The sequence below is a fragment of the Moritella sp. genome (assembly GCF_013215705.1).
In the GTDB taxonomy this organism is placed as follows: Bacteria; Pseudomonadota; Gammaproteobacteria; order Enterobacterales; family Moritellaceae; genus Moritella.
The window spans coordinates 59,087-79,439 of record NZ_JABSQR010000005.1 but is presented as its reverse complement, the minus strand read 5'-3'; the positions used below and the strand labels follow the sequence as shown (position 1 = coordinate 79,439).

The window sequence follows — 20,353 nt, the reverse complement described above, 5'->3', positions numbered from 1 at the left end:
TTCATTTAACAAACCAACAAAATACTGTATGTAATAACAGTACCCCAAGGCGGTATTAATGTCGATTAAATCTATTCCTGACAACGGTAAAATCAATTATTGCTCTCTAAATCGAAAGGTAAACTATATTGATGTGAAACGAAAAAAGCCCGACTCCAGAGTATTCTGAAATCAGGCTTTATTTTACGTGTGCTTTATCTTATGAAGCACGAACCTCAGTCTTTACAACCAAAGGTTGCAGCAATAAATGAAACAGTACGCCAGATACAAACAAGGTAATGACGATGCTTGCTCCACTGGGTAAATCATAGTGAGCTGACATCGCGATACCAGACAAAATCCCAGTCACGCCAATACCCATGCTCGCGATAAAAAACCGTGTACCTTTTAACGCGGATGCACAAAGTGCTGGAATAACCAATAACGCAAATTCAAGGTAGATACCCGTCAACTTGACCGTTATCGGCATTAATATCGCGAAAATAATGTAAAAACCACTGCCACGCATGAACTCAGGTTTCATCGTCACCAAAGCCACCATCGCGGCGGTGATAATCGCCAACGGCCAAACATCATTCCATGTTGCCCATAACAGCTGACCATTTAAGATACCTTGGATAAAGTCGGCACCGTGCGGGTCCTTACTTGCCAGTAAAATAGCCAATGAAGCAGACACCACAAACAAGCTGCCGATCATAGGTTCAAGGTGTTGTTTATAATGCTTTTCCATCACAGCAATTAAACCGCACAGCATCAGCGACAATACCCAAGGACCGATCATTTGCTCTAACCAAGTCTTGGGTAATACATCAAAATTACTTAACCAATACTGACTAAATGCAGCGCCTAATGCGGCAACTTGTGCGACGGCTAAATCAATAAAAATGATTTTACGCTGTAGCACTTGTTGCCCCAATATCACATTACCCACCAGCGCAATCAGGCCACACAACACCGCGGGGGCGAGCCAAAGATAATCAATTAGCATAGCTTAGCGCTTCGCTGGTTGCGCAAGCACATCGAGCAAATCATCTAATATACCATCATACAATTCGTCGAGGCTTTGCCCTTCCGATACCGTTAGTGGTAATTGAATCACTGGCTTTTGTGTTTGCTGATGCAGCCAATTGGCCGGACGTTGATTCTGATGAGAAGAATAAATAATCGCATCAAACGACGCCGGATCTAACTTCGTTAACGATTGCAAATGCGCAGTCGTCGGCGAGATCCCCGGTTTAGGCTCAAGATCTGCAACCTGCCCCATCTTTAACCAATCAAACAGATAACGATAGGTCGCGTGATAACTCACCACTTGCATACCTCGCAGCGGTTCAGCACGTTGTTCCCATTCAACTAACTTGTGCCGCCAGTTTTCACGGAACGCTTCACCATTACGCTGGTATGCCAGTGCATTATCAGGATCGATACTTCCTAACCGCTTGGCCACGACTCGAGAAAGCTGGAGCATATCGTTAGCGGCAAACTGCACATGCGGATTACCATGGGCATGAATATCACCCATGCTGCGGTCAACATGGTCATGCGTATCCAACATGCTGACAATCTCTGACGCATACAACATGCTCTGGGTATTGTTCTGCACCGCAGGATTACTGCTTCGCGCTTGCAACATCGGTAACCAACCGATTTCCAATTCAGCGCCAGAGCACATGGCCATATCGGCTTGGCGCATCTTCGCAATTAAAGACGGCCTCGCTTGCACGTAATGTGGGTCTTGCAGTGCCGTAGTCGCAGAATAGATGGTCGCTTCTGGCGCATGTGCGGCCAATAGCGCTTTCCACTCAGGCTCACAGACGAAGATATTTAACGCCATCGTAGGTGCAGACAAGATGGCGGCACTCACGGTCACAAATAATGTGCTTTTCTTAAAACGCATGTGCACCGTGCGCACCAAACGTCATTACATATTGCAGTGTGAATACGTTATCCGTTTCTTTAGATTGGTTTTCAACACGCGAATATTGGGCGCGAACGGTACCAAAATGAGAAGAGTTCCACGCCAGCATCGCATCAAATTCACGGTCTTTTAGAGAGGTCAAATGTACATGATCGCCATGTGCATGCCCGTCATAGCTTTCAGCTTCACCGTAGCGCAGACCTGTCGACCAACTAGGAGTAAAACGGTATACACCCGATACGTAATACGCGGCTAAATTATCAGGTGCATTTTCTGCACCCTTATATTTACTGTCCAGAATATTGTTTAACAACATGTATTCAGCTGACAAAGTTAAATTACGGTATTTATAGTTGCCATCTGGTGCCCACTTCCACACAAAGTCAGCGCCGTATAGATTCGAGCCTGTCACTGCCGATGCGTGGCTGTGATCATGGTCGTGATCGTGATCGGAATCATCACTATGGTCATGCTCTTCAAAGCTTTTCGTTTTACCGTTGTCATTACGCAGATAACTTAAACCAAACTGCCAACTAGACGATGCTGAAAAATCATCACCCACTTTTAATGTCGTGGTATAAACACCCACTTCAGCGCCATCTTCCACAGCAGACATCTTACTGCCACTCAATGCCTCGAACCCCAATTTCACATACATATCCGTTGGTAGTACTAGGTTTACACGCAAACCATCATCATAATAATGAGAACCTAAGAAAGTACGGTAAGCGATTGGACGCTCAACAAAACTATCGGTATGCACATGCTGGTTGTTCAAATAACCAAAGTCTGATAAGAATCGTCCAGCTCGAATATTAAGACCATAAGGCATTGCCAATGTTTCAACAAACACCTCTTCTAAAAGAAGCTCGGTTTCATCACCATGCGCCTCTAATACTGTCGTCAATACACCGTGAAACTTGTCATCAATATTAGCGGACATACTAATTTCAGTGTGCCCAAGTCCGAAACCCTCGCCACGTTCAGAGTTATTACGCTCACCATTTTGGTAATAACCATCGAGTACCACGCCAATTTGTGGATTTGATAACGTATTAGCAAAAGCAGGCGATACCAAGATGCTACCAATCGCGAGAGAAACCAATTTCTTTTTCACAACTATTTTTCCTTAATCGTTATAATATAACACTAATATTTTGTTATGTTATAACATAACAGTTTAACTGCAAAGCGATAAATCTAACTATTTGAAATTTTGAGAGTATGCAAAGAGGTGCTACAGTAATAAAAACGATGACTTACGTGCATCTAGCCTTTGTTGTCATCCAATACTTAGTTATTTTCAGAACGTTATCAGGAGAAGATCATGAGCCATTTTTTTGCCCACCTTGCCCGTATGAAGTTAATTTACCGTTGGCCGCTGATGCGTAACGTCACCCATGAAAATATAGCCGAGCACAGTTTACAGGTTGCTATGGTTGCCCATGCACTTGCGCTGATCGGGAATACTTATTACGGCAAAAGCTATGAACCTGACAAAGCAGCGTCGATGGCACTGTTTCACGATACCACCGAAGTGCTCACCGGCGACTTACCAACCCCAGTGAAATATTACAACAAAGCCATTATTCGTGAATATAACAAGATTGAATTGGCGGCTGAGAAGACCCTATTGGATATGCTGCCAGCAGAATTACGTGACGCGTATAAGCCATTATTATCGACACCCGATCTTGATCCTGTCTATAAAACCTTAGTCAAAGATGCGGATATTCTCTGTGCGCATATGAAGTGTATTGAAGAAGAAAGTTGCGGCAATCATGAATTTGCGAAAGCCAAATTACGCTGCCAAAACGCATTAGACGAGCGCATGACTGATGAAATTCGTTATTTCATCGATGTATTCTTACCAAGTATTGGTCAGCCGTTTGATGATATGGACTAAATTGGCGTACGACAAACACTCTGACTTTATTCGGCTGGCGTAGTAGCATCAACCTCAGGCGACATATAAGCGTCTAAGAGTGTTAACCAGTTATTTGTCATGCGCTCATAATCACCAATACACAGTTCAGCGCGTTCATCAGAAAACCCAGTCTCTTCTAACAAGTAGGCGTATTGAGCATCATCACTGCCATAAACATAGCAAAGGGTGGCATAGTAACGCTGTAAATCGAGGCTGTGTTCATCCCAGAAATCCGCCTCTTCAAATTCGACTATCTCATCACCTTCCAAATAAAACAGGTCTGCTGCGCTAATTGCTATTTCAGCCCCATTTTCAAAATATTCAATTGATAATACTGCGGCTAAATTATCTGCCGCATCTTCTTCTTTACCCACAATCGGTAATTCATACGTCGCAATCAAAGCATGAGCAAGTTCGTGGAATAACGTATGTATAACCACATCCATCACCGCCTGACCTAGATTTTCTGGATTAGCCTTACCTTGATTATCACCCGCGTAATTAACAGCCTTGAAGCGCTGATCTACTTCGTCTAAAAAAATATAGGGGATGAGAATGTCATTAACCACGGGATCGTATAACGGGCCGTCATCACTACCAAAGACGATAGTTAACGGTTTAGGAAAGATAAACTCGTCATTCATTAAACTAATTGCATCTTGAATACTGCTGTCTGACTGCAATTTTTTAGTGATAAGCTGTAACTTAATATCATTTGTCGGCAGATAACGCACAATGACATTATCAGCAGCAATACTCATACTAGAGAAAAGTAACATTACGGCGAATAACCACCTGCGTTGATAATATCTCATTCCTTTCCTACCTATCGTTTATGACTAAGACACATTAATTGTTAACAATAGGCGTCCAATTAAACTCGGCGTTATAACTCGAGCAGTCAAACAGATCGGCATTAGCATTGGCAAGGTAGACTTGTTTCTTTGCTGAGCTTGGATAATCAAGATAATCTGAGCACGTCGCACTTTGACCAGTGCCAATCACCACTTTCGCTCCTACTTTTAAACTGCACAAGGTGAGTTTATCTAACGGTGACCATTGATAGCATATTTGATAATCACTGCGGTATTGCGCAATTTGGCCACGGGGACTCTTTAATGCCCACCACTCACCGAACTCACTCGCTGGGTTGCTAGCATTCCAACCACGAAATAACATAACTTGGGTGTTCTGTTTGGCAACATAGACCTGACCCTGACAAAGTTTGCCTTCATTCGCTTCACCGATAGATTGCGCCAACAGTTCAGGATCTGATACTGCAGTAAATTTACGACTCAACTCGACGGGTAACTCCATATCACCAGCACATTCTGCGGCGGAGATTGCCGTTGCTGTTGGCATTAATAATACTGGGACGTCTGCATCCGCAGGATCAATGACTGGTGGTATTGGATCTTTTTTTTCTAATAAAACACAGCCAGAACAACTTAAAATAAGCATGCCCGTTATCGTATTTTTCAACATAAACTCCCCTTAGTCTCATGTCGTATTATGGGTCTACATGATGAACAGTTAAAATGATTAAAACAGGAAGTGTGAACCCTGCCCATCTTTGAGTAAATTAGCTAGCGATACAACACCTTGCTGGAAGCGTTGCTCGTCATCTATCGCCATTAATGATAAACGGATATGGTTACTTTTATCACTCTGTTGCGAGAAATAACCACCGCTACTCACCAATAATTGCTGGTTTTTCGCTTCCATCACAAAATGTTCTTGTCGCCAATGCGCCGGTAATGCCACCCAAATATGGTAACTTGTCGGTTGACTCGAGCAAGCTAAGAACCCAAGTTGCTCGGTCACAAACTGTTGTCGTTGCGCCGCCAATAATTTTTGTTGATGCGCCATCGCAAAGGCTTCACCAGAATTAATCAACTGCGCTGCAACCGCGAAGTTAAGCGGTGACGCCAGCCAAATAGACGTACGAATACACGCCCCTACTTTGCGAATCTCACTTTTTGGCGCTTTGATAAATGCACAGCGCAACGCCGGACTAATCGCCTTCGACAGACTGGTAATATGAAAGCTTTTTTCCGGTATATAATTGGTAATAGCAGGGATCGTCACTGGGTTCAAGAAGCCGTAAATGTCATCTTCTAATAACCAAACATCCCCTTCTGCAATCACCTTAGCAATGGCTTCTCTGCGCGCTTGCGGCATAGTCACGCCCGTCGGATTTTGATGTGACGGCACAATCACAACCAATTTCGGCTTATCGTTAAGAATAGTATCTTTAAGTGCAATCGGGCACATGCCTTCACTATCCATCTCGACGTCAACAATACGGCGACCCAATAAATTGGCAATAGAGAGAATGCCAGGGTACGTAAATGCTTCGACAGCAATGCAATCGCCGGGATTGGTATAGGTCTGGATCAATATTTCCAGCGCATTCTGCGCGCCACTGGCGAGTAATATGTCGTTAGGGTCTGAAACCGACAAACCAAATTCCGCCGCCCACTTCACACCCGCTTCTCGGTGGGATAAATGCCCGCTATGTTCGATATAGCCTAATAACTCACTCGGCAACGCCGCATAGGTTTGTTGAAAAGCCGCCTGCAAGGGTAAGACATTATATTTTAAGCAAGGCTGTAAAATCGAAAAATTGTAATCAGCATCATCATCAGAGGCTTGGATCACGGTTTCCAATTCAGAATTACCACAGACAAACGTGCCTCGCCCAACAAAGGATTCAACTTTATTTTTCTCTGCCAATAATTTATAGGCTTTGGACACCGTTGTCGGCGTAGTCTCAAGCTCATCAGCGAGCACCCGATGTGGCGGTAATTTGGTATTCGGTTGATACACACCAGTATTAATTCTAGTTTCAATGGTTTCGGCGATTTGACGAAACTTAATATCACTCATTAACTTGCCTCTAATGAACACTGCAAAAACATAATCTTAATTGCCCTTAGTTTACCTCGCTGAAATAAAACATACAGCGCTAGAACCATTACATTTACCTATTTATACAATTATATTTGTTAATTAATTGTATAAATAAATTGACTTACCACAAGGTAATGCAATAAGTTATAAATACAAATTGACATATGTCATTGGTAAATTGGAGTATAAATATGAATTCTTTAAGCATTGCGTTTGTTGGTCTTGGGGTGATGGGCTACCCAATGGCGGGTTATTTAAAACATGCAGGATATAAGACAACGGTATTCAATCGCACCACCGAAAAAGCCATTAAATGGGTAAATGACTATCAAGGGGTGTTGGCTACGTCCCCTAAAGAAGCGGCAGAAAACGCAGATGTCGTGTTCATTTGTGTTGGTAACGATGACGATGTACGCAGCGTGGTATACGGTGAATCAGGCGTATTGGCCAGCCTCAAACCGGGCGCTATCTTAGTCGATCACACCACCACATCAGCACAGCTTGCCATCGAGTTAGCCGCAGCATGTGCAAACCATGATGTTGAATTTATGGATGCGCCCGTTTCAGGTGGGCAAGCAGGTGCCGAAAATGGCACGTTAACCGTCATGTGTGGCGGTAACACTGAGACCTTCACAACACTTCAACCTGTGCTTAACGCTTATGCCAAACAGGCCACGTTACTCGGCAATCACGGTCAGGGACAACGTTGTAAAATGGTAAATCAAATATGTATCGCAGGGGTTTTACAAGGTTTAAGTGAAGCATTAACGTTAGCGGAAAAGGCATCATTAGATGTAGCACTCGTAGTCGAGACGCTTAAGCATGGCGCAGCGGGATCATGGCAGATGGAAAACCGTGCAGAAACGATGGCAAACGATCAGTTTGATTTTGGCTTTGCGATCAACCTAATGAGGAAAGATCTAGGGATCTGCTTAGACGAAGCAAAACGCTATCAACTGCAATTACCTTTAACGAGTCAAGTCGATAGTGATTACGAGATATTACAGCAACACGGACTGGGGCATATGGACACCTCAATTCTCATCAAAGCGAACGCGATAAAATCAGTCTAAAAATAACAACGTAGGAGAATATTAAAATGGAAATTTTTGGTGCAGATATCACGTTATGGATACTACTGGCGTTAATGGCATCCGCTTTCGCAGCGGGCTTTATTGACAGTGTCGCAGGCGGGGGCGGCTTAATACTCGTGCCCTCCTTTATACTTGCAGGGTTACCTCCACAGGTCGCGTTGGGGCAAGAAAAGATAGTCAGTACACTGGGCACAATTGCAGCGATACGCAATTTTGTCAAAAACAAAAAGGTTATTTGGACTGCGGTGGCATCCGGGATCCCCGCTGGATTAATGGGTGCCTACATAGGTGCTGAATCGATCCTGTACTTTGATCCTGATACTGTCGGTAAAATAATCCTTGGCATGTTGCCCATCGGTATCCTTGTCTCTTTTATTCCCAAGCAAGATAACCAGCACAGTGAACAGGCTGTTAATACCAAGGTCATCTATTTTGGCGTGCCACTGGCGGTGTTCGTGATTGGTTTTTATGATGGCTTCTTTGGTCCAGGTACCGGCAGCTTCTTGATCTTAGTGCTGCACTACTTGTTAAAGTTTGATTTAGTGTCAGCATCGGCAACCTCTAAGCTATTCAACTTTTCGTCAAATATCGGTGCGCTAATTGCATTTATGCTGGCAGGGAAATTACTGTACATGTTGGCCCTGCCTTTAGTGGTGATGAACCTGATTGGTAATCACCTAGGTAGTACATCGGCAATGAAATTTGGCCCTGACTTTGTGCGTAAAACATTATCCGTGTCCTTGATGTTACTGATGGCCTCATTAGGTTATAAGTTTCTTCTGATATAGCTGTTTTCAACTATAGTAATAAGGTGGTTACTATGTTAAACCCTTAGGACATCATCATGTATACGAGGTAGATAACGCGCTGAAGAAAGGCTTAATTAAGAGTGGTGATATCGGCGCAGCGATTGGTATTGTGCTGGCGGTCACCATCTTATTACTGACTTATTTTCAAGGCTGGTATAATAGCCCTCTGGGTGGCATGCCGATTATTATGTTCGCCTTGGTGGTACTGGTTTTTTGCACTTGGGAAGGTGAGCACATGGGTATTCAGCTACCTAATATTAATAGCCAAGCATTCAAACAATCCCTCGAAAATGGCAAAACCATATTATTTATCGACATCGAACAACAACAAGAATTAACCATTAATAAAATGATGGTATCCCACCCCTCTTTAAAACCAGAGGGAATGACAACAACAACAACAACGCCTGAATGGCTGATTCGCCAGCAAAAAAATTACAAGGTTTACTGAAGTAGTCGCAAGAGATTGTTATACTTTCTGCCCACAGCACTATAACGGTCTCATCTTTAATGCCACACACTGCCGCATTTTTCAGTCAGCAACTTACCTTCAGCTCGCATAACGACTTTCCAGTCAGTGCAGATGCCGGTATTGATATTTACTTGTTTAACAGTAACAACATTGATAGCGAACAGATCACCGCACTGGCTGCGCAGTATTTACACCCACAAGAACAGGCCGTATTTGCAAAACGTAAACAGCAACAAGCAAAGCAAGAATACCTCGCGAGTCGCGTTATCATTAAAACCTATGCGAGCCAATGTTTAGGCTATGATTTTGATTCACTGACTGTGCTGTTCGATGATAAGGATGCTTGCTTAAAGGTATATCAGCATGACAAGGTTATCGCGCTACACTGTTGTATTTCTCACTCTCATGGCCAAGTGCTGGTTGCCCTCGTACCGGTAAAGCATGCTGCGATGCAAGCACTAACAATAAAACCAATGCAACTGGGTGTGGATTTAGAATGGATCTCGACCAAGCGTTCGCTCGAAAAAGTCGCCAAGCATTACTATCATAGTGAAGAATTACGCGCCTGCATGGCCCAAGCTGACGCGGTTACCGAAGAGATGATTAAAGCTGTGCACGCCAAGGCGTTGTATCGAATATGGACGTTAAAAGAAGCGCTAGCCAAAGCAATTAAACAACCTATCGCCAAATTACTGCGTGATAACGTCTTTGAGCATTGCCTGCAATTGCATGTACTCTCGGGTTGTTATGAAGCGTTCGAGCAAGCGTTTGACATCAGTATTATCAGCAACGTTGAAGTCACTGACAATACATCGATTAATACCGATAGCAATACTCATGTCGGTATCGATATTAAGGTATTAACGGCGATCTTTAATCACGATTTACGTAGCGTTAAATAAATAAAATACAAACTAGCGACAAACCACAGACCGCCCCACATAAAGGTAGCTCCGCCCATTTCATTGGCTAACATACGCGCATCAGATAAGGATCCGCTATGAATGATGGTATCTTGCCAAATATCGATAGGTACATAAATCATGCTGGCACTGGCAAACACTAATAACACGGTTTGCTTGATACCCGCACTAGCGTACTTTAATAGCACCATGATCACCAAGGCGATGACGGCGGAAAAACCTATGGTATACAAGGTACCACCAAAAAAAACGGCCACGAGTAACATGGTGATGGCCAATAACGCTAAGCTAATATCGGTGGTTTTACGACGACTGCTGGCCGCATAAAACAACAAGCCAAACAGTAACGAGCCCAAATAGCCTGCACTAAGAATAATAAACCGCGAGCCACCCGCCGAGATAACATGGCCACTTTGATAGGCCGAGACCACAAACTCCACAACCTTACCACCGGTTAACCAAGTCGCCAGCGCATGGCTAAGCTCGTGCAAAAATACCACTAAGATTTTGAGCGGAGCGATTAACGTGCTTTGCCACATAAAAACGAGAACCGTAAACACCAATATAAATAGAATTCGCCTATCTCTCGCTTGCATGATTAATTCCCAGGGTAACAGATGCCACTGCCGCCTATGCCGCAATAGCCTTGTGGATTTTTAGCAAGGTACTGCTGGTGATCCGCCTCGGCATAATAAAATGGTGCCGCCAAGTCGATTTCAGTGGTAATGGTGTCATCACTGCCGCCATCCACTAATGCTTGCTGATAATGCACAGCAGAAGCTTTTGCTTCAGATAATTGTTGCGCAGAAGTACAGTACAACGCAGAACGGTATTGTGTGCCTTGATCAGCACCCTGTCGCATACCTTGGGTTGATTGATGGTTTTCCCAAAACAAGATAAGGAGTTCTGCATAGCTAATCACTTCCGGATCGAAAACCACTAACACAGACTCGGTATGGCCAGTTTGGCCCGTGCACACTTGTTGATAATGCGGATGCACAGTATAACCACCTTGATAACCGACCGCGGTTGTCACGACGCCCGGTACCGACCAAAATAATCGTTCAGCGCCCCAGAAGCAGCCCATCGCGAAATAACATACTTGATGTTGGGCTACAAAAGGCGGCACCATATTAGTGGCTGACACATAATGTAACGCATCAACTGGGATTGCCGTTGGGTTATCAGGCAACGCATCCAATTTGCTAACCATGGTTGACTTATTTTTTGCAAAAAACATAGTGAACTCCAGCGTTAATGAGTCAAAAAACCTTAGTTACTTAAACATGTTATCGCCGACTTGGTCGATGAATAACTTACATTTTTGTAACGTGATTTGTTCCGCTTGCGGCTTGCTCATGCAAACATCAGAACGAATAAATTCGTGCTTTAAATTATCAACTTCTTCGTCGCCTACAACCGGCTTTTCAATTAAACCCGCGACACGGTATTGACCCGCCTCTTCCTTCGGCATCACAAAGATAAGGTAGCCATTGTAATCGATGGGTTCAACAGTCGGTGTATTGTCGACAGGTTTAACATCTAATTGAGCATCCGAGTCAGAAAAAAATCGTTTTAAAAATCCGAACATTATATCACGGCCAATTTAATTGTTTGATAGTTAACCAGAGTATAATCAGCAAGCTAGAACAGAGCAATAGTCTTTATTAAAAATGAAACTAATTTACTTGCTATCAGGATAGCAAGCAGGGTCTGGTCGTTAAAACGACAAAGGCTTGTTACCGAAACAGTAACAAGCCTTTGTTATCATCATTAAGCGTGAAGAATCGCTATATTATAGAATACGTTTGAGTAACATATCCAAGCGTGTAGTTTTAATACGGCGCATAAATTTCTGCACTGGTGCTGGATAGTCCGCCATACTTTCTAAATCAGAAAGGTGTTTAATGCGACGGGTGTTTTTCAGCACATGCTCTTGCTCTGCTTGCAGGGTATCTTTTAATAACTGTTTAGTATCATGAATTAGAATACCATTCTCTAGATCTAAACCCCATGCGCGAGGGTTTAAGTTATTACCTGTTAATAGGTGATACTTATAATCACAGCATAAACCTTTAAGATGGAAGCTATTGCCTTCATCGTTCCATAAGCGCACATTAAGCAAGCCTTTATCGATATAAGGCTGGCAAGTTTTGACAAATTTATACAGGTACGTTTCATAAATATAAGGCAGTGCTGATATCACCTTAAACGGTTCTGACGGTGGAATGTAGAAATCGTTTGCGGTTTTATCCCCGATCACCAAGGTTACTTTCACATTACGTTTTAACAGGCGTTTAATATCTTTTGATATTGATAACGGCAAATTAAAATACGGGGTAAAAATAGTGATTTCGCTTTCTACAGCACGTAATAAGTTAGTGATGGTTTGATTTAACTTGTTGCCATGACGACCAAAACCAGAAATAGGCGTGATACCAACTTCGTTACTTTCTGGGGTGGTATTAATATAGTGGTATTGTGCACTGCGTAACGTTTGTTTGAACTGACGAATATCTTGTTTCAAGGCTTTGCTTGACGGGATCACATCTTCATCAAGTCGAGTCACTGCGCTCTGGCTAACAAAGTAATCTTCTAAATACGCGGTCATTGAATCCGCTAACGCAGGGTTGTAAAGCACATGATAACGATCACAACGATATTTATCCGCTTGATGTAGATAGATGTCATTAATACTCGCGCCACTGTAAAGCACATTATCATCAAAGATAAAGCCTTTAAGATGCAAGACCCCAAGCACTTCTTTGCCTTTAACCGGTACGCCTAAGATAGTTACTTTATCACCTAATTTTTGGCGCATTTCTCTATAAAGTTCGGCATTACCGCCATGATCTTTCTGACCAATAAGTCCACGCTGTGCACGATGAAAATCAACGAACACTTTAATCACTAACCCTGGATTATTTACCCGAGCCAGGTAAAGCGCATTAAGTATCTCTTTACCTGCATCATCATCTTGAAGATATAAAGTCGAAAGGTAAATGCGTTTCGAAGATGAAGCAATTAAGTCTAACATTTTTGCTTTAAAATCACGCGCTGAAAATAAAACATCAATATGCCCTGCCGACATCGGCAGTTGCTTTAAGTTGGTAATCGTAGATTGATAAAACTCTAATGATTTCATATGTCGTTTCAAGCTGATTTATAAAAGTTAATCGATAATTATTACTGATTCCAATCCTGATTGCTATTTATCTCTGTAATTATTCGAACTTGGCGCTGAAAATTTACATTTCTTAACAGAAGTCATACTGATAATGTTACATTCGTCATCAATAGTTAATTCCTATCAATTATTATTAAATAAACAATTTCATTTTATTTCAGAAAAACATATTATGTACGCACTAACTCACTAGCAACTGGTACTGACACTAAAGTACGTATATAGTGCTAACCAATTTTATTTACGCGGAGTATTTATATTATGTTTACAGTTATCTTTGGTCGTCCTGGTTGCCCTTACTGTGTTCGTGCAAAACAAATTGCAGAAACATTAAAAGCTGAGCATGAAGATTTTGATTTTAATTACATCGATATGCTTGCAGAAGGTATCAGCAAAGCTGACCTAGAAAAATCTGCAGGCGTACCAGTTAACACCGTTCCACAAATCTTTATCGATGAGAAACACGTGGGTGGTTGTACTGAATTTGAACAATTCGCAAAAGAAAACTTAGGGCTATACGCATAAGGCTGAGCAATGTCTTTATTAACTAAGATCCGTTGTGCATTTACCCTGGGGCAAGGCGTATTAATCGACTTGCCCGACCTTGATCCCAGTGTTGATCCGTTTGATCAGTTCCAGAATTGGTTTAAAGCGGCGCAAGACTGCGGCATCGTCTTACCAGAATCCATGACAGTGTCGACTGTTGATGCCCATGGTTACCCTTCTTGTCGTGTGGTACTACTGAAAGAGTTAAGCAAAGAAGGTTTTGTTTTCTTTACTAATTACGACAGTAGAAAAGGCCAAGAGTTAGCACAGAATCCACATATCGCGTTAACATTCCACTGGAATATTTTACAGCGTCAAGTGCGTATTCAAGGTGTAGTCGAAAAACTCTCAGCCGAAGATTCTAATACCTACTTCCAGTCTCGTGGACGTGGTAGCCGAATCGGTGCATGGGCATCAGAACAAAGTGCAGTGATCACCTCTCGCAAAATCCTAGAACAACAAGTTAAGCAGTTCACCGACAAATTTGCGAATAAAGAAGTGCCATTACCTGAATTTTGGGGCGGCTATGTGGTAAAACCAACCAGTATTGAGTTTTGGCAAGGTAAAGCAGATCGCTTACATGATCGCTTTAGTTATGTAAAAGAAGGTGATAATTGGCGCGTTGATCGCCTCGCGCCTTAATAGGCCATTATTCTGAATATTGACAGGTTTAACCATTGTATAAGCAAGCAGGTAATCCCAATTACCTGCTTGCTATTGTTAAGCAACTGGTTTTATCCGCTCTAAATCCTGCGTTTTATAACCAATCCAATTTCTCGAACATATCCGCGACACGGTTTAGCTCAGCATCCAAACTAACCGCGTGATCATCGGCGTCACCCTCCCAGCCTAAATTCGTTAAAAACTGATTAATAAAACCTTTATTATTAAATAACCCATGTAAATAACAGCCGTAGACATTACCCTGTTGCCAGCCTAAATCTGTCTCAATAAAACTTTTGCAAGTAGTCGTTTGCGCGTCACCCTTCAAGCTCATCTTGGTGTGGCCGTGATGAATTTCATAACCTGACAGTTTAAAGCCCTGCCAGTCAATTTCACGTTGTCGTGTGGTTTTAGTCTGGGCATGTGCAGTGATAATAGGCAACAGTCCTAAGCCTTGTTCATCGCCACTTTCAATATGATGCGGATCAAGAATATGTTCGCCCAATAATTGCATGCCACCACAAATACCTAAAATTGGCTGACCACGCTGCGCAGCCTTGCTGATTTCATTGGCGAGTCCAGACTCACGTAGATGCAATAAACTTGCGGCTGTATTCTTGCTGCCTGGTAATATAATGGCATCAAAATCGACCAAGGATTGGCCATCACGTAACGGTACAACACTGACATTATCTTGATGAATAAGATTATCAAATTCATCCATATTCGCCGCATACGGATAAGCGATTAAGGCGATATTGATGTGCCCACGTTGATAGACAGCACGATGATGTAAGGTATCTTCTTCAGGTAAACGATGCGGAAAGTAATGAATATTAGCGACGGTCGGCACGCCGGTTTTATCTGCTAACCAATCCATCGCATTACCGAGTAACAGCGGATCACCACGAAATTTGTTTAATACAAAACCTTTAATCAGTTGCTGTTCTTCTTTGGCAAGGCACATAAATGTGCCGAGTAGATGAGCAAATGCACCCCCCTTATCAATATCAGCAACCAAATAGACATCCGCATTACAAGCCAGTGCAACACTCATATTGACAATATCACCCGCACGTAGATTCACTTCAGCGGGACTACCGGCGCCCTCAATAATGATTTGTTGGTATTCTTGCTGTAAATCTGCGAGCGCTTTTTCAACGTGCGTAAACAAATAAGCTTTACGCTCCATCCACGGTATCTCACTCAACTCCGGCGCTGGTTTACCATTCAAAATAAGTTGGCTTTGGGTATCCGCACTTGGTTTTAATAATACCGGGTTCATCCGCACATCAGGGGTGACTTTAGCGGCAATGGCTTGTAAATATTGGGCTCGACCAATCTCTTCACCGTTGGCGGTAACCGCAGCATTATTACTCATGTTCTGAGCTTTAAATGGCGCGACATGAACACCTCGGTTAGCAAACATACGGCATAAACCCGCAACAACGAAACTTTTACCAGCGTCGCTAGTACACCCCATGATCATGATTGGCTTGGTCATTTTATATCTATCTGATGGCAACTGAATATCAGCAGTGTAACGGTTAGCCTGGCGAGGGTAAACAAGTGATAAAGGTTATTGGAAAGACAGATCCGATAATGTTAAATAACCCCAACGTTTACCTTTTTTATATACTTCAATTTTAGCCAGTTGATAATCCAGTTTGGGAATAAACCAGAAATAAGAAATGCGGTTCTTCTTGGTTACTTGCTTGAGTTTAACCGCTTGCATGTCACCAAATATGGTATTGATCGATTCTTCGGTTAGATATTCAAACTCAATGGCTTCGACTTTATCTTCAAATACCCATTGGTAATTGAACGCTTGTTTACCTAATTTAAGATCATTTTGCAGCAAAATAGTCATTGCACCAATATCTATCACATGCGATTGCAGCTTTAATTTCACCTGATTGTCATCATAATCCATCACAATATCGCCCTGTTCATCAAAGATACCAGATGACACTGAACTAAAACCGATAACCGTTGTTTCATGCTTATAACGCTGCGCAGTTAGCAGACCATTTTGTAATTTAAACCAAGAGTTATTTTCATAGCTGCCTGAACCCAGTAATACTGATGCTGTACTGGTTAATTTATATTCAAAATTATTTAAACGGCGCAATGAACGTTCACAATGACCAAATTTTACATCTTTGTAATACATCGAGTATTGCGCTTGAAAAGGGTATAACTCAGCCTGTGCAGCAGATGCGGTCATGGCATAAGTTCCTATACTTAATACGATAGTGTAAAAAAATGTGAAAAAAACGTTCATCAAAACAGACTCCCTTCAGCAGTAGCTCGCACAAGCGAGATGCGAGCTATAATGACTTTAACCTATAAAACCATGACTATATTGATCTATAAAATCTAGTCTATAAATACGTTATTAGCTTATAAATACGCGAGCGACTAATTTCTATTTTTTAGTGATTTTATAATCGCGTAACTTGTTGGCAATGGCAGTATGCGATACACCTAAGCGCTTCGCTAATTGTCGTGTACTTGGATAAGACGGGTATAAACGCTGTAATAATAATTTTTCAAAACGTTTACAGGCTTCATCCAATGACCCATCAAACAAGGCTTCATCATAAGTTTCAGTCGTTGTTGCTGATAAGTTCAAGTCACACGGATTTAATACATCCCCTTCTAACAAGGACAACGCATGATATAACACATTACGCAATTCACGTACGTTACCCGGCCAAGGATAAGATTGTAATAACTCTAATACATTACGACTTAACTGAGGTTTGGTACGTTGTAATTCATGACTAAATACACTGCAGAACGAATGGCAAAGCGGAATAATATCTTCTTTACGATCACGTAGCGCAGGCACAGTCATCGATAAAACATTTAAGCGATAATATAAATCTTGGCGGAATTTACCTTCACTGATCAACTTAGCTAGATCATTTTGAGTGGTACAAATAATACGCACATCAACCCGTACTTCTTGCTCATCACCTACGCGTCGGAAGCAACCGGTTTCCAATAAACGTAAAAATTTGGTTTGCAAGTACGGTGACATATCACCAATTTCATCCAACAGTACTGAACCTTCATTGGCGAGTTCAAAAATGCCACGCTTAGTTTCGCCGTCATCAGTAACAACACCAAACAATTCAGATTCAGCGACAGCATCAGGTACCGCGGCACAGTTTAGTGCTAAAAACTGATGTTGTGAGCGCCCACTTGCTTGGTGACAGGCTTTAGCTATCAATTCTTTACCCGCACCAGTCTCACCTAAAATCATTAACGGCGCATCGAGTATGGCAAACTTTTTAGCGGTATTGATTAACTTATTCATTTTATCGCTTTTGGCGAGAATCTCATCAAATGCCGCAAACTGGAAAGTACGTAAGAAGTTAAACTGTTTACCAATACGGTCAACCGATTTAAGTATGATCACTGCGCCAACGAGTTCGTGTGGTTTTACGCTGACGGCGGCTTTGGACAACGTCACTTGATTAACATCACTGCTAATACTGAGGGGCAGAATATCACCAAAAAAATCTTCATCTAGTAAGGTGAGCTTTTGTGTTTGCGCGCAGACTTCCTCTGATTCTAGCCACTTAGAAATTGAAAATCCTTTGACAAAATTGCTGATACAATGCCCTTTCACTTGCGACTCCAAAAGTCCAAGCGCAGTCAATGCAGGTGTATTAACCAAAGACACTAAACCTTTTACATCAACCGAAAATACAATATCAGGTAAGTTAGTCATCAAGGTTTGTATTTCTTGATGCTCAAGTTCAGAAGGTAAATAGCTGACTGTTTTAACATCACACACGCCGCTAATGCGGCGAAGATTCGCCATCAACGCCTGCAAGTCAGAAAACTCTAGGTTCGGTGATTTAATAAATATCCGGTCAGGTTGTTGGATCTCAATCGCCGATAAATTAATATCTTGCGTTAAAAAACAATCAAGGATCTCTCGACTAATACCCACTCTATCTTCACAAACTAATTCCAAACGCATTACTGTACCACCATAAAATACTATGCGCCTATAATAGCATGTAAACGGCTGTATCAACGCCACTAAAAATGTATCAGACCATATTATGACAAGCGAAATAGATGCTGCTAATCATCGCCTGATAATTTTGCTAAATAATACCCTGTTGCAGAAAAACAGGCTGATATGAATCGACTTTTATCTCATATATCAATAAATTTAACTATTATGGTGTAAAATACGCAGATTAGCTTGGTTGAACATTGTCTTAATGATAAATTAGCAAGGTGAGTAATCGTGATAAAACAATATGCATATTCTAAATTTGATTAAATATATACAGCCTCTAACCATACTCTTGTTGTTAACAGCGTGTGGTGAGCAAACCCAAATTAAACAGAACGGTCTGGCTTATTGCACAGAGGGAAGCCCCAGTTCATTTAACCCGCAAACTGCCACATCCAATGTGACCCTTGATGCAACGACGAGCCAGCTATACAATCGTCTGCTCTTTACTGATCCAAATACTCAGCAATTCAAAGCTGGATTAGCCATCAATTGGGAAATATCTGAAGATCGCCTCTCTTACCGCTTTTTTTTACGGAAAAACGTTCGTTTTCATCAAACTGATTATTTTACCCCAACACGACCGTTTAATGCCGATGATGTCATTTTCAGCTTTGCACGAATATTAGATAATAAACATCCTTATCATGACGTCTCAGCTAATGGTTATCCTTTTTTTGAGGGTATTGAACTCGATCAGCAGATCCAATCACTGGTAAAGATTGATGATTACACGATTGAATTTAAGCTGGTATTACCTGATTCTTCATTTATTGCCAATTTAGCCAGCGATTTTAGTGTTATTTTATCTGCTGAATATGGCAACACCTTAATTGCGTTAAACAAACAAGCTGATATAGATAACCTGCCGATTGGCACCGGTCCATTTAAATTTAAAGAATATCGCACTGATAATTTTATTCGCTATCTAAGACACGATGATTATTGGGGAGACAATGCCAAGATCGAACAATTGATTTTTGATATCACCCCAAATGCATCATCACGCTTAGCGAAGTTACTGACTCAAGAATGCGATATTATGGCTTATCCCGCAGCTAGCCAAGTTGAAATGATCAGTCAACACGACAGGGTTAAGATATCGGTAGAAACAGGGTTAAACGTGGCTTATTGGGCATTTAATTCTGAGCAGCCGCCGTTTGACAATCCCAAGATTCGCCGTGCGCTCGCCCATACTATTAACCAAGAAACCTTACTACAAACTGTTTATTACAATACAGGTGTCAATGCTAAGTCGATATTACCGCCGGTATCTTGGGCTTATAACCCATACCTAAAAAGCTATAAATACAACCTTGCTTATGCACGTCAATTAATCACTGAAGCTGGTTATCCAAATGGTTTTAAGATGAATATCTTGGCACTAAAATCATCTCAAGTTTATAATCCGGATGCGGTTAAAATGGCTGAGCTTATTCAAGCAGAGTTAGCACAAATCGGTATCGAAGCAAAAATCATTGAATATGAGTGGCAACTCATGGAAAAGAAATTACAACAGGGTGAATATGATAGTTACCTTTTGGGTTGGGTTGCAGATAATAATGATCCAGATAATTTCTTCCGTTTCCAATTAAGTTGCAACGCGATTAACACCGGCTCTAATTATACCCGTTGGTGTAATTCAGAGTTCGATGATTTGATTAACCAAGCGGTGACTGAAACAGAATACATTGAACGTGTAACACTCTATTATCGCGCCCAAGAAATTATCCAACAAGAATTACCCCTTATTCCACTGGCACATTCATTACGCTTACATGCTTATACCAGTGGTTTAAAAGGCGTTGAAACAACCGCTTTCGGTGGTATCAATTTCATTAATACAGAACGGCAATAAC

General features: G+C 41.8%; 21 protein-coding genes. 8 read left to right on the top strand and 13 right to left on the bottom strand.

Annotated features, from left to right (window positions below; all coding sequences use genetic code 11):
* Positions 1-199 precede the first annotated feature (199 nt).
* Genes HRT96_RS02195 through HRT96_RS02185 form a run of 3 tightly spaced genes read right to left on the bottom strand, consistent with a single transcriptional unit; the run spans position 200 to position 3,035 of the window.
* On the bottom strand, positions 200-988 hold the full coding sequence (locus HRT96_RS02195) for a metal ABC transporter permease (protein ID WP_293151587.1): 789 nt from the start codon (positions 986-988) through the stop codon (positions 200-202).
* Positions 989-991: 3 nt separating this feature from the next.
* Complete coding sequence (locus HRT96_RS02190) at positions 992-1,897, bottom strand: zinc ABC transporter substrate-binding protein (protein WP_293151584.1); 906 nt, start codon at positions 1,895-1,897, stop codon at positions 992-994.
* A complete protein-coding gene (locus HRT96_RS02185) occupies positions 1,887-3,035 on the bottom strand; it encodes a hypothetical protein (protein ID WP_293151581.1) in 1,149 nt (382 codons plus the stop codon). The genes HRT96_RS02190 and HRT96_RS02185 overlap by 11 nt, the downstream gene beginning before the upstream one ends.
* Positions 3,036-3,245: 210 nt before the next feature.
* On the opposite strand from HRT96_RS02185, the gene yfbR reads away from it, so the two are divergent.
* Entirely contained in the window at positions 3,246-3,824 is a 579-nt protein-coding gene (gene yfbR, locus HRT96_RS02180; protein WP_293151578.1) for a 5'-deoxynucleotidase, read from the top strand.
* Positions 3,825-3,850: 26 nt separating this feature from the next.
* Here the strand turns inward: yfbR and HRT96_RS02175 are convergent, their stop codons facing one another.
* From HRT96_RS02175 to HRT96_RS02165, 3 genes are read right to left on the bottom strand one after another with little or no spacing between them, the layout of a single operon-like run.
* Positions 3,851-4,660, bottom strand: coding sequence for a DUF4344 domain-containing metallopeptidase (locus tag HRT96_RS02175; protein WP_293151575.1), 810 nt, complete (start codon positions 4,658-4,660; stop codon positions 3,851-3,853).
* Between the two features lie 34 nt (positions 4,661-4,694).
* Positions 4,695-5,330 (bottom strand): hypothetical protein, encoded by a 636-nt coding sequence (locus HRT96_RS02170; RefSeq protein WP_293151573.1) that lies wholly within the window; start codon positions 5,328-5,330, stop codon positions 4,695-4,697.
* Positions 5,331-5,387: 57 nt separating this feature from the next.
* Positions 5,388-6,734, bottom strand: a complete 1,347-nt coding sequence (locus tag HRT96_RS02165) for a PLP-dependent aminotransferase family protein (RefSeq protein ID WP_293151571.1) — start codon at positions 6,732-6,734, stop codon at positions 5,388-5,390.
* 215 nt (positions 6,735-6,949) lie between these two features.
* On the opposite strand from HRT96_RS02165, the gene HRT96_RS02160 reads away from it, so the two are divergent.
* From HRT96_RS02160 to HRT96_RS02145, 4 genes are all read left to right on the top strand, one after another.
* Positions 6,950-7,831, top strand: a complete 882-nt coding sequence (locus tag HRT96_RS02160; protein ID WP_293151568.1) for an NAD(P)-dependent oxidoreductase — start codon at positions 6,950-6,952, stop codon at positions 7,829-7,831.
* Positions 7,832-7,857: 26 nt separating this feature from the next.
* Positions 7,858-8,640 (top strand): TSUP family transporter, encoded by a 783-nt coding sequence (locus HRT96_RS02155; RefSeq protein WP_293151566.1) that lies wholly within the window; start codon positions 7,858-7,860, stop codon positions 8,638-8,640.
* Between the two features lie 130 nt (positions 8,641-8,770).
* Positions 8,771-9,112: a hypothetical protein gene (locus HRT96_RS02150; RefSeq protein ID WP_293151563.1), complete on the top strand. Its 342-nt coding sequence runs from the start codon at positions 8,771-8,773 to the stop codon at positions 9,110-9,112.
* Positions 9,113-9,171: 59 nt separating this feature from the next.
* A complete protein-coding gene (locus HRT96_RS02145; RefSeq protein ID WP_293151560.1) occupies positions 9,172-10,035 on the top strand; it encodes a 4'-phosphopantetheinyl transferase superfamily protein in 864 nt (287 codons plus the stop codon).
* On the opposite strand, the gene HRT96_RS02140 is transcribed toward HRT96_RS02145, so the two are convergent.
* From HRT96_RS02140 to pssA, 4 genes are all read right to left on the bottom strand, one after another.
* Complete coding sequence (locus HRT96_RS02140; RefSeq protein ID WP_293151557.1) at positions 10,011-10,652, bottom strand: M50 family metallopeptidase; 642 nt, start codon at positions 10,650-10,652, stop codon at positions 10,011-10,013. The genes HRT96_RS02145 and HRT96_RS02140 overlap by 25 nt on opposite strands.
* 2 nt (positions 10,653-10,654) lie before the next feature.
* Positions 10,655-11,296, bottom strand: coding sequence for a peptide-methionine (S)-S-oxide reductase MsrA (gene msrA, locus HRT96_RS02135; RefSeq protein ID WP_293151554.1), 642 nt, complete (start codon positions 11,294-11,296; stop codon positions 10,655-10,657).
* A 36-nt stretch (positions 11,297-11,332) separates the two neighbouring features.
* Positions 11,333-11,647 carry an HlyU family transcriptional regulator gene (locus tag HRT96_RS02130; RefSeq protein ID WP_293151551.1) on the bottom strand — a complete coding sequence of 105 codons (315 nt, stop codon included), beginning with the start codon at positions 11,645-11,647 and terminating at the stop codon, positions 11,333-11,335.
* Between the two features lie 204 nt (positions 11,648-11,851).
* Entirely contained in the window at positions 11,852-13,201 is a 1,350-nt protein-coding gene (gene pssA, locus HRT96_RS02125; RefSeq protein ID WP_293151548.1) for a CDP-diacylglycerol--serine O-phosphatidyltransferase, read from the bottom strand.
* A gap of 303 nt (positions 13,202-13,504) precedes the next feature.
* Between pssA and HRT96_RS02120 the strand changes: the two genes are divergently transcribed.
* Both HRT96_RS02120 and pdxH read left to right on the top strand, forming a co-directional pair.
* Positions 13,505-13,768, top strand: coding sequence for a GrxA family glutaredoxin (locus HRT96_RS02120; protein ID WP_006032638.1), 264 nt, complete (start codon positions 13,505-13,507; stop codon positions 13,766-13,768).
* Positions 13,769-13,777: 9 nt separating this feature from the next.
* Positions 13,778-14,431, top strand: coding sequence for a pyridoxamine 5'-phosphate oxidase (gene pdxH, locus HRT96_RS02115; RefSeq protein WP_293151545.1), 654 nt, complete (start codon positions 13,778-13,780; stop codon positions 14,429-14,431).
* Positions 14,432-14,546: 115 nt separating this feature from the next.
* Here pdxH and HRT96_RS02110 read toward each other — a convergent pair whose 3' ends face one another.
* The 3 genes from HRT96_RS02110 to tyrR all read right to left on the bottom strand — a co-directional run bounded on the left by HRT96_RS02110 (position 14,547) and on the right by tyrR (position 18,449).
* Positions 14,547-15,956 carry a cobyric acid synthase gene (locus HRT96_RS02110; protein ID WP_293151542.1) on the bottom strand — a complete coding sequence of 470 codons (1,410 nt, stop codon included), beginning with the start codon at positions 15,954-15,956 and terminating at the stop codon, positions 14,547-14,549.
* Between the two features lie 75 nt (positions 15,957-16,031).
* Positions 16,032-16,736: a DUF3108 domain-containing protein gene (locus tag HRT96_RS02105; RefSeq protein WP_293151539.1), complete on the bottom strand. Its 705-nt coding sequence runs from the start codon at positions 16,734-16,736 to the stop codon at positions 16,032-16,034.
* 144 nt (positions 16,737-16,880) lie between these two features.
* Positions 16,881-18,449, bottom strand: coding sequence for a transcriptional regulator TyrR (tyrR, locus tag HRT96_RS02100; protein WP_293151536.1), 1,569 nt, complete (start codon positions 18,447-18,449; stop codon positions 16,881-16,883).
* 289 nt (positions 18,450-18,738) lie between these two features.
* On the opposite strand from tyrR, the gene sapA reads away from it, so the two are divergent.
* A complete protein-coding gene (sapA, locus tag HRT96_RS02095; protein ID WP_293151533.1) occupies positions 18,739-20,352 on the top strand; it encodes an ABC transporter substrate-binding protein SapA in 1,614 nt (537 codons plus the stop codon).
* Position 20,353: the final 1 nt, after the last annotated feature.

Excerpts from the sequence above, each read along its gene's own strand:
- HRT96_RS02195 (WP_293151587.1), bottom strand. The coding sequence starts at position 988 with ATGCTAATTGATTATCTTTGGCTCGCCCCCGCGGTGTTGTGTGGCCTG.
- HRT96_RS02190 (WP_293151584.1), bottom strand. The coding sequence starts at position 1,897 with ATGCGTTTTAAGAAAAGCACATTATTTGTGACCGTGAGTGCCGCCATC.
- yfbR (WP_293151578.1), top strand. The coding sequence starts at position 3,246 with ATGAGCCATTTTTTTGCCCACCTTGCCCGTATGAAGTTAATTTACCGT.
- HRT96_RS02175 (WP_293151575.1), bottom strand. The coding sequence starts at position 4,660 with ATGAGATATTATCAACGCAGGTGGTTATTCGCCGTAATGTTACTTTTC.
- HRT96_RS02170 (WP_293151573.1), bottom strand. The coding sequence starts at position 5,330 with ATGTTGAAAAATACGATAACGGGCATGCTTATTTTAAGTTGTTCTGGC.
- HRT96_RS02165 (WP_293151571.1), bottom strand. The coding sequence starts at position 6,734 with ATGAGTGATATTAAGTTTCGTCAAATCGCCGAAACCATTGAAACTAGA.
- HRT96_RS02160 (WP_293151568.1), top strand. The coding sequence starts at position 6,950 with ATGAATTCTTTAAGCATTGCGTTTGTTGGTCTTGGGGTGATGGGCTAC.
- HRT96_RS02155 (WP_293151566.1), top strand. The coding sequence starts at position 7,858 with ATGGAAATTTTTGGTGCAGATATCACGTTATGGATACTACTGGCGTTA.
- HRT96_RS02145 (WP_293151560.1), top strand. The coding sequence starts at position 9,172 with ATGCCACACACTGCCGCATTTTTCAGTCAGCAACTTACCTTCAGCTCG.
- HRT96_RS02140 (WP_293151557.1), bottom strand. The coding sequence starts at position 10,652 with ATGCAAGCGAGAGATAGGCGAATTCTATTTATATTGGTGTTTACGGTT.
- msrA (WP_293151554.1), bottom strand. The coding sequence starts at position 11,296 with ATGTTTTTTGCAAAAAATAAGTCAACCATGGTTAGCAAATTGGATGCG.
- HRT96_RS02130 (WP_293151551.1), bottom strand. The coding sequence starts at position 11,647 with ATGTTCGGATTTTTAAAACGATTTTTTTCTGACTCGGATGCTCAATTA.
- pssA (WP_293151548.1), bottom strand. The coding sequence starts at position 13,201 with ATGAAATCATTAGAGTTTTATCAATCTACGATTACCAACTTAAAGCAA.
- HRT96_RS02120 (WP_006032638.1), top strand. The coding sequence starts at position 13,505 with ATGTTTACAGTTATCTTTGGTCGTCCTGGTTGCCCTTACTGTGTTCGT.
- pdxH (WP_293151545.1), top strand. The coding sequence starts at position 13,778 with ATGTCTTTATTAACTAAGATCCGTTGTGCATTTACCCTGGGGCAAGGC.
- HRT96_RS02110 (WP_293151542.1), bottom strand. The coding sequence starts at position 15,956 with ATGACCAAGCCAATCATGATCATGGGGTGTACTAGCGACGCTGGTAAA.
- HRT96_RS02105 (WP_293151539.1), bottom strand. The coding sequence starts at position 16,736 with ATGAACGTTTTTTTCACATTTTTTTACACTATCGTATTAAGTATAGGA.
- tyrR (WP_293151536.1), bottom strand. The coding sequence starts at position 18,449 with ATGCGTTTGGAATTAGTTTGTGAAGATAGAGTGGGTATTAGTCGAGAG.
- sapA (WP_293151533.1), top strand. The coding sequence starts at position 18,739 with ATGCATATTCTAAATTTGATTAAATATATACAGCCTCTAACCATACTC.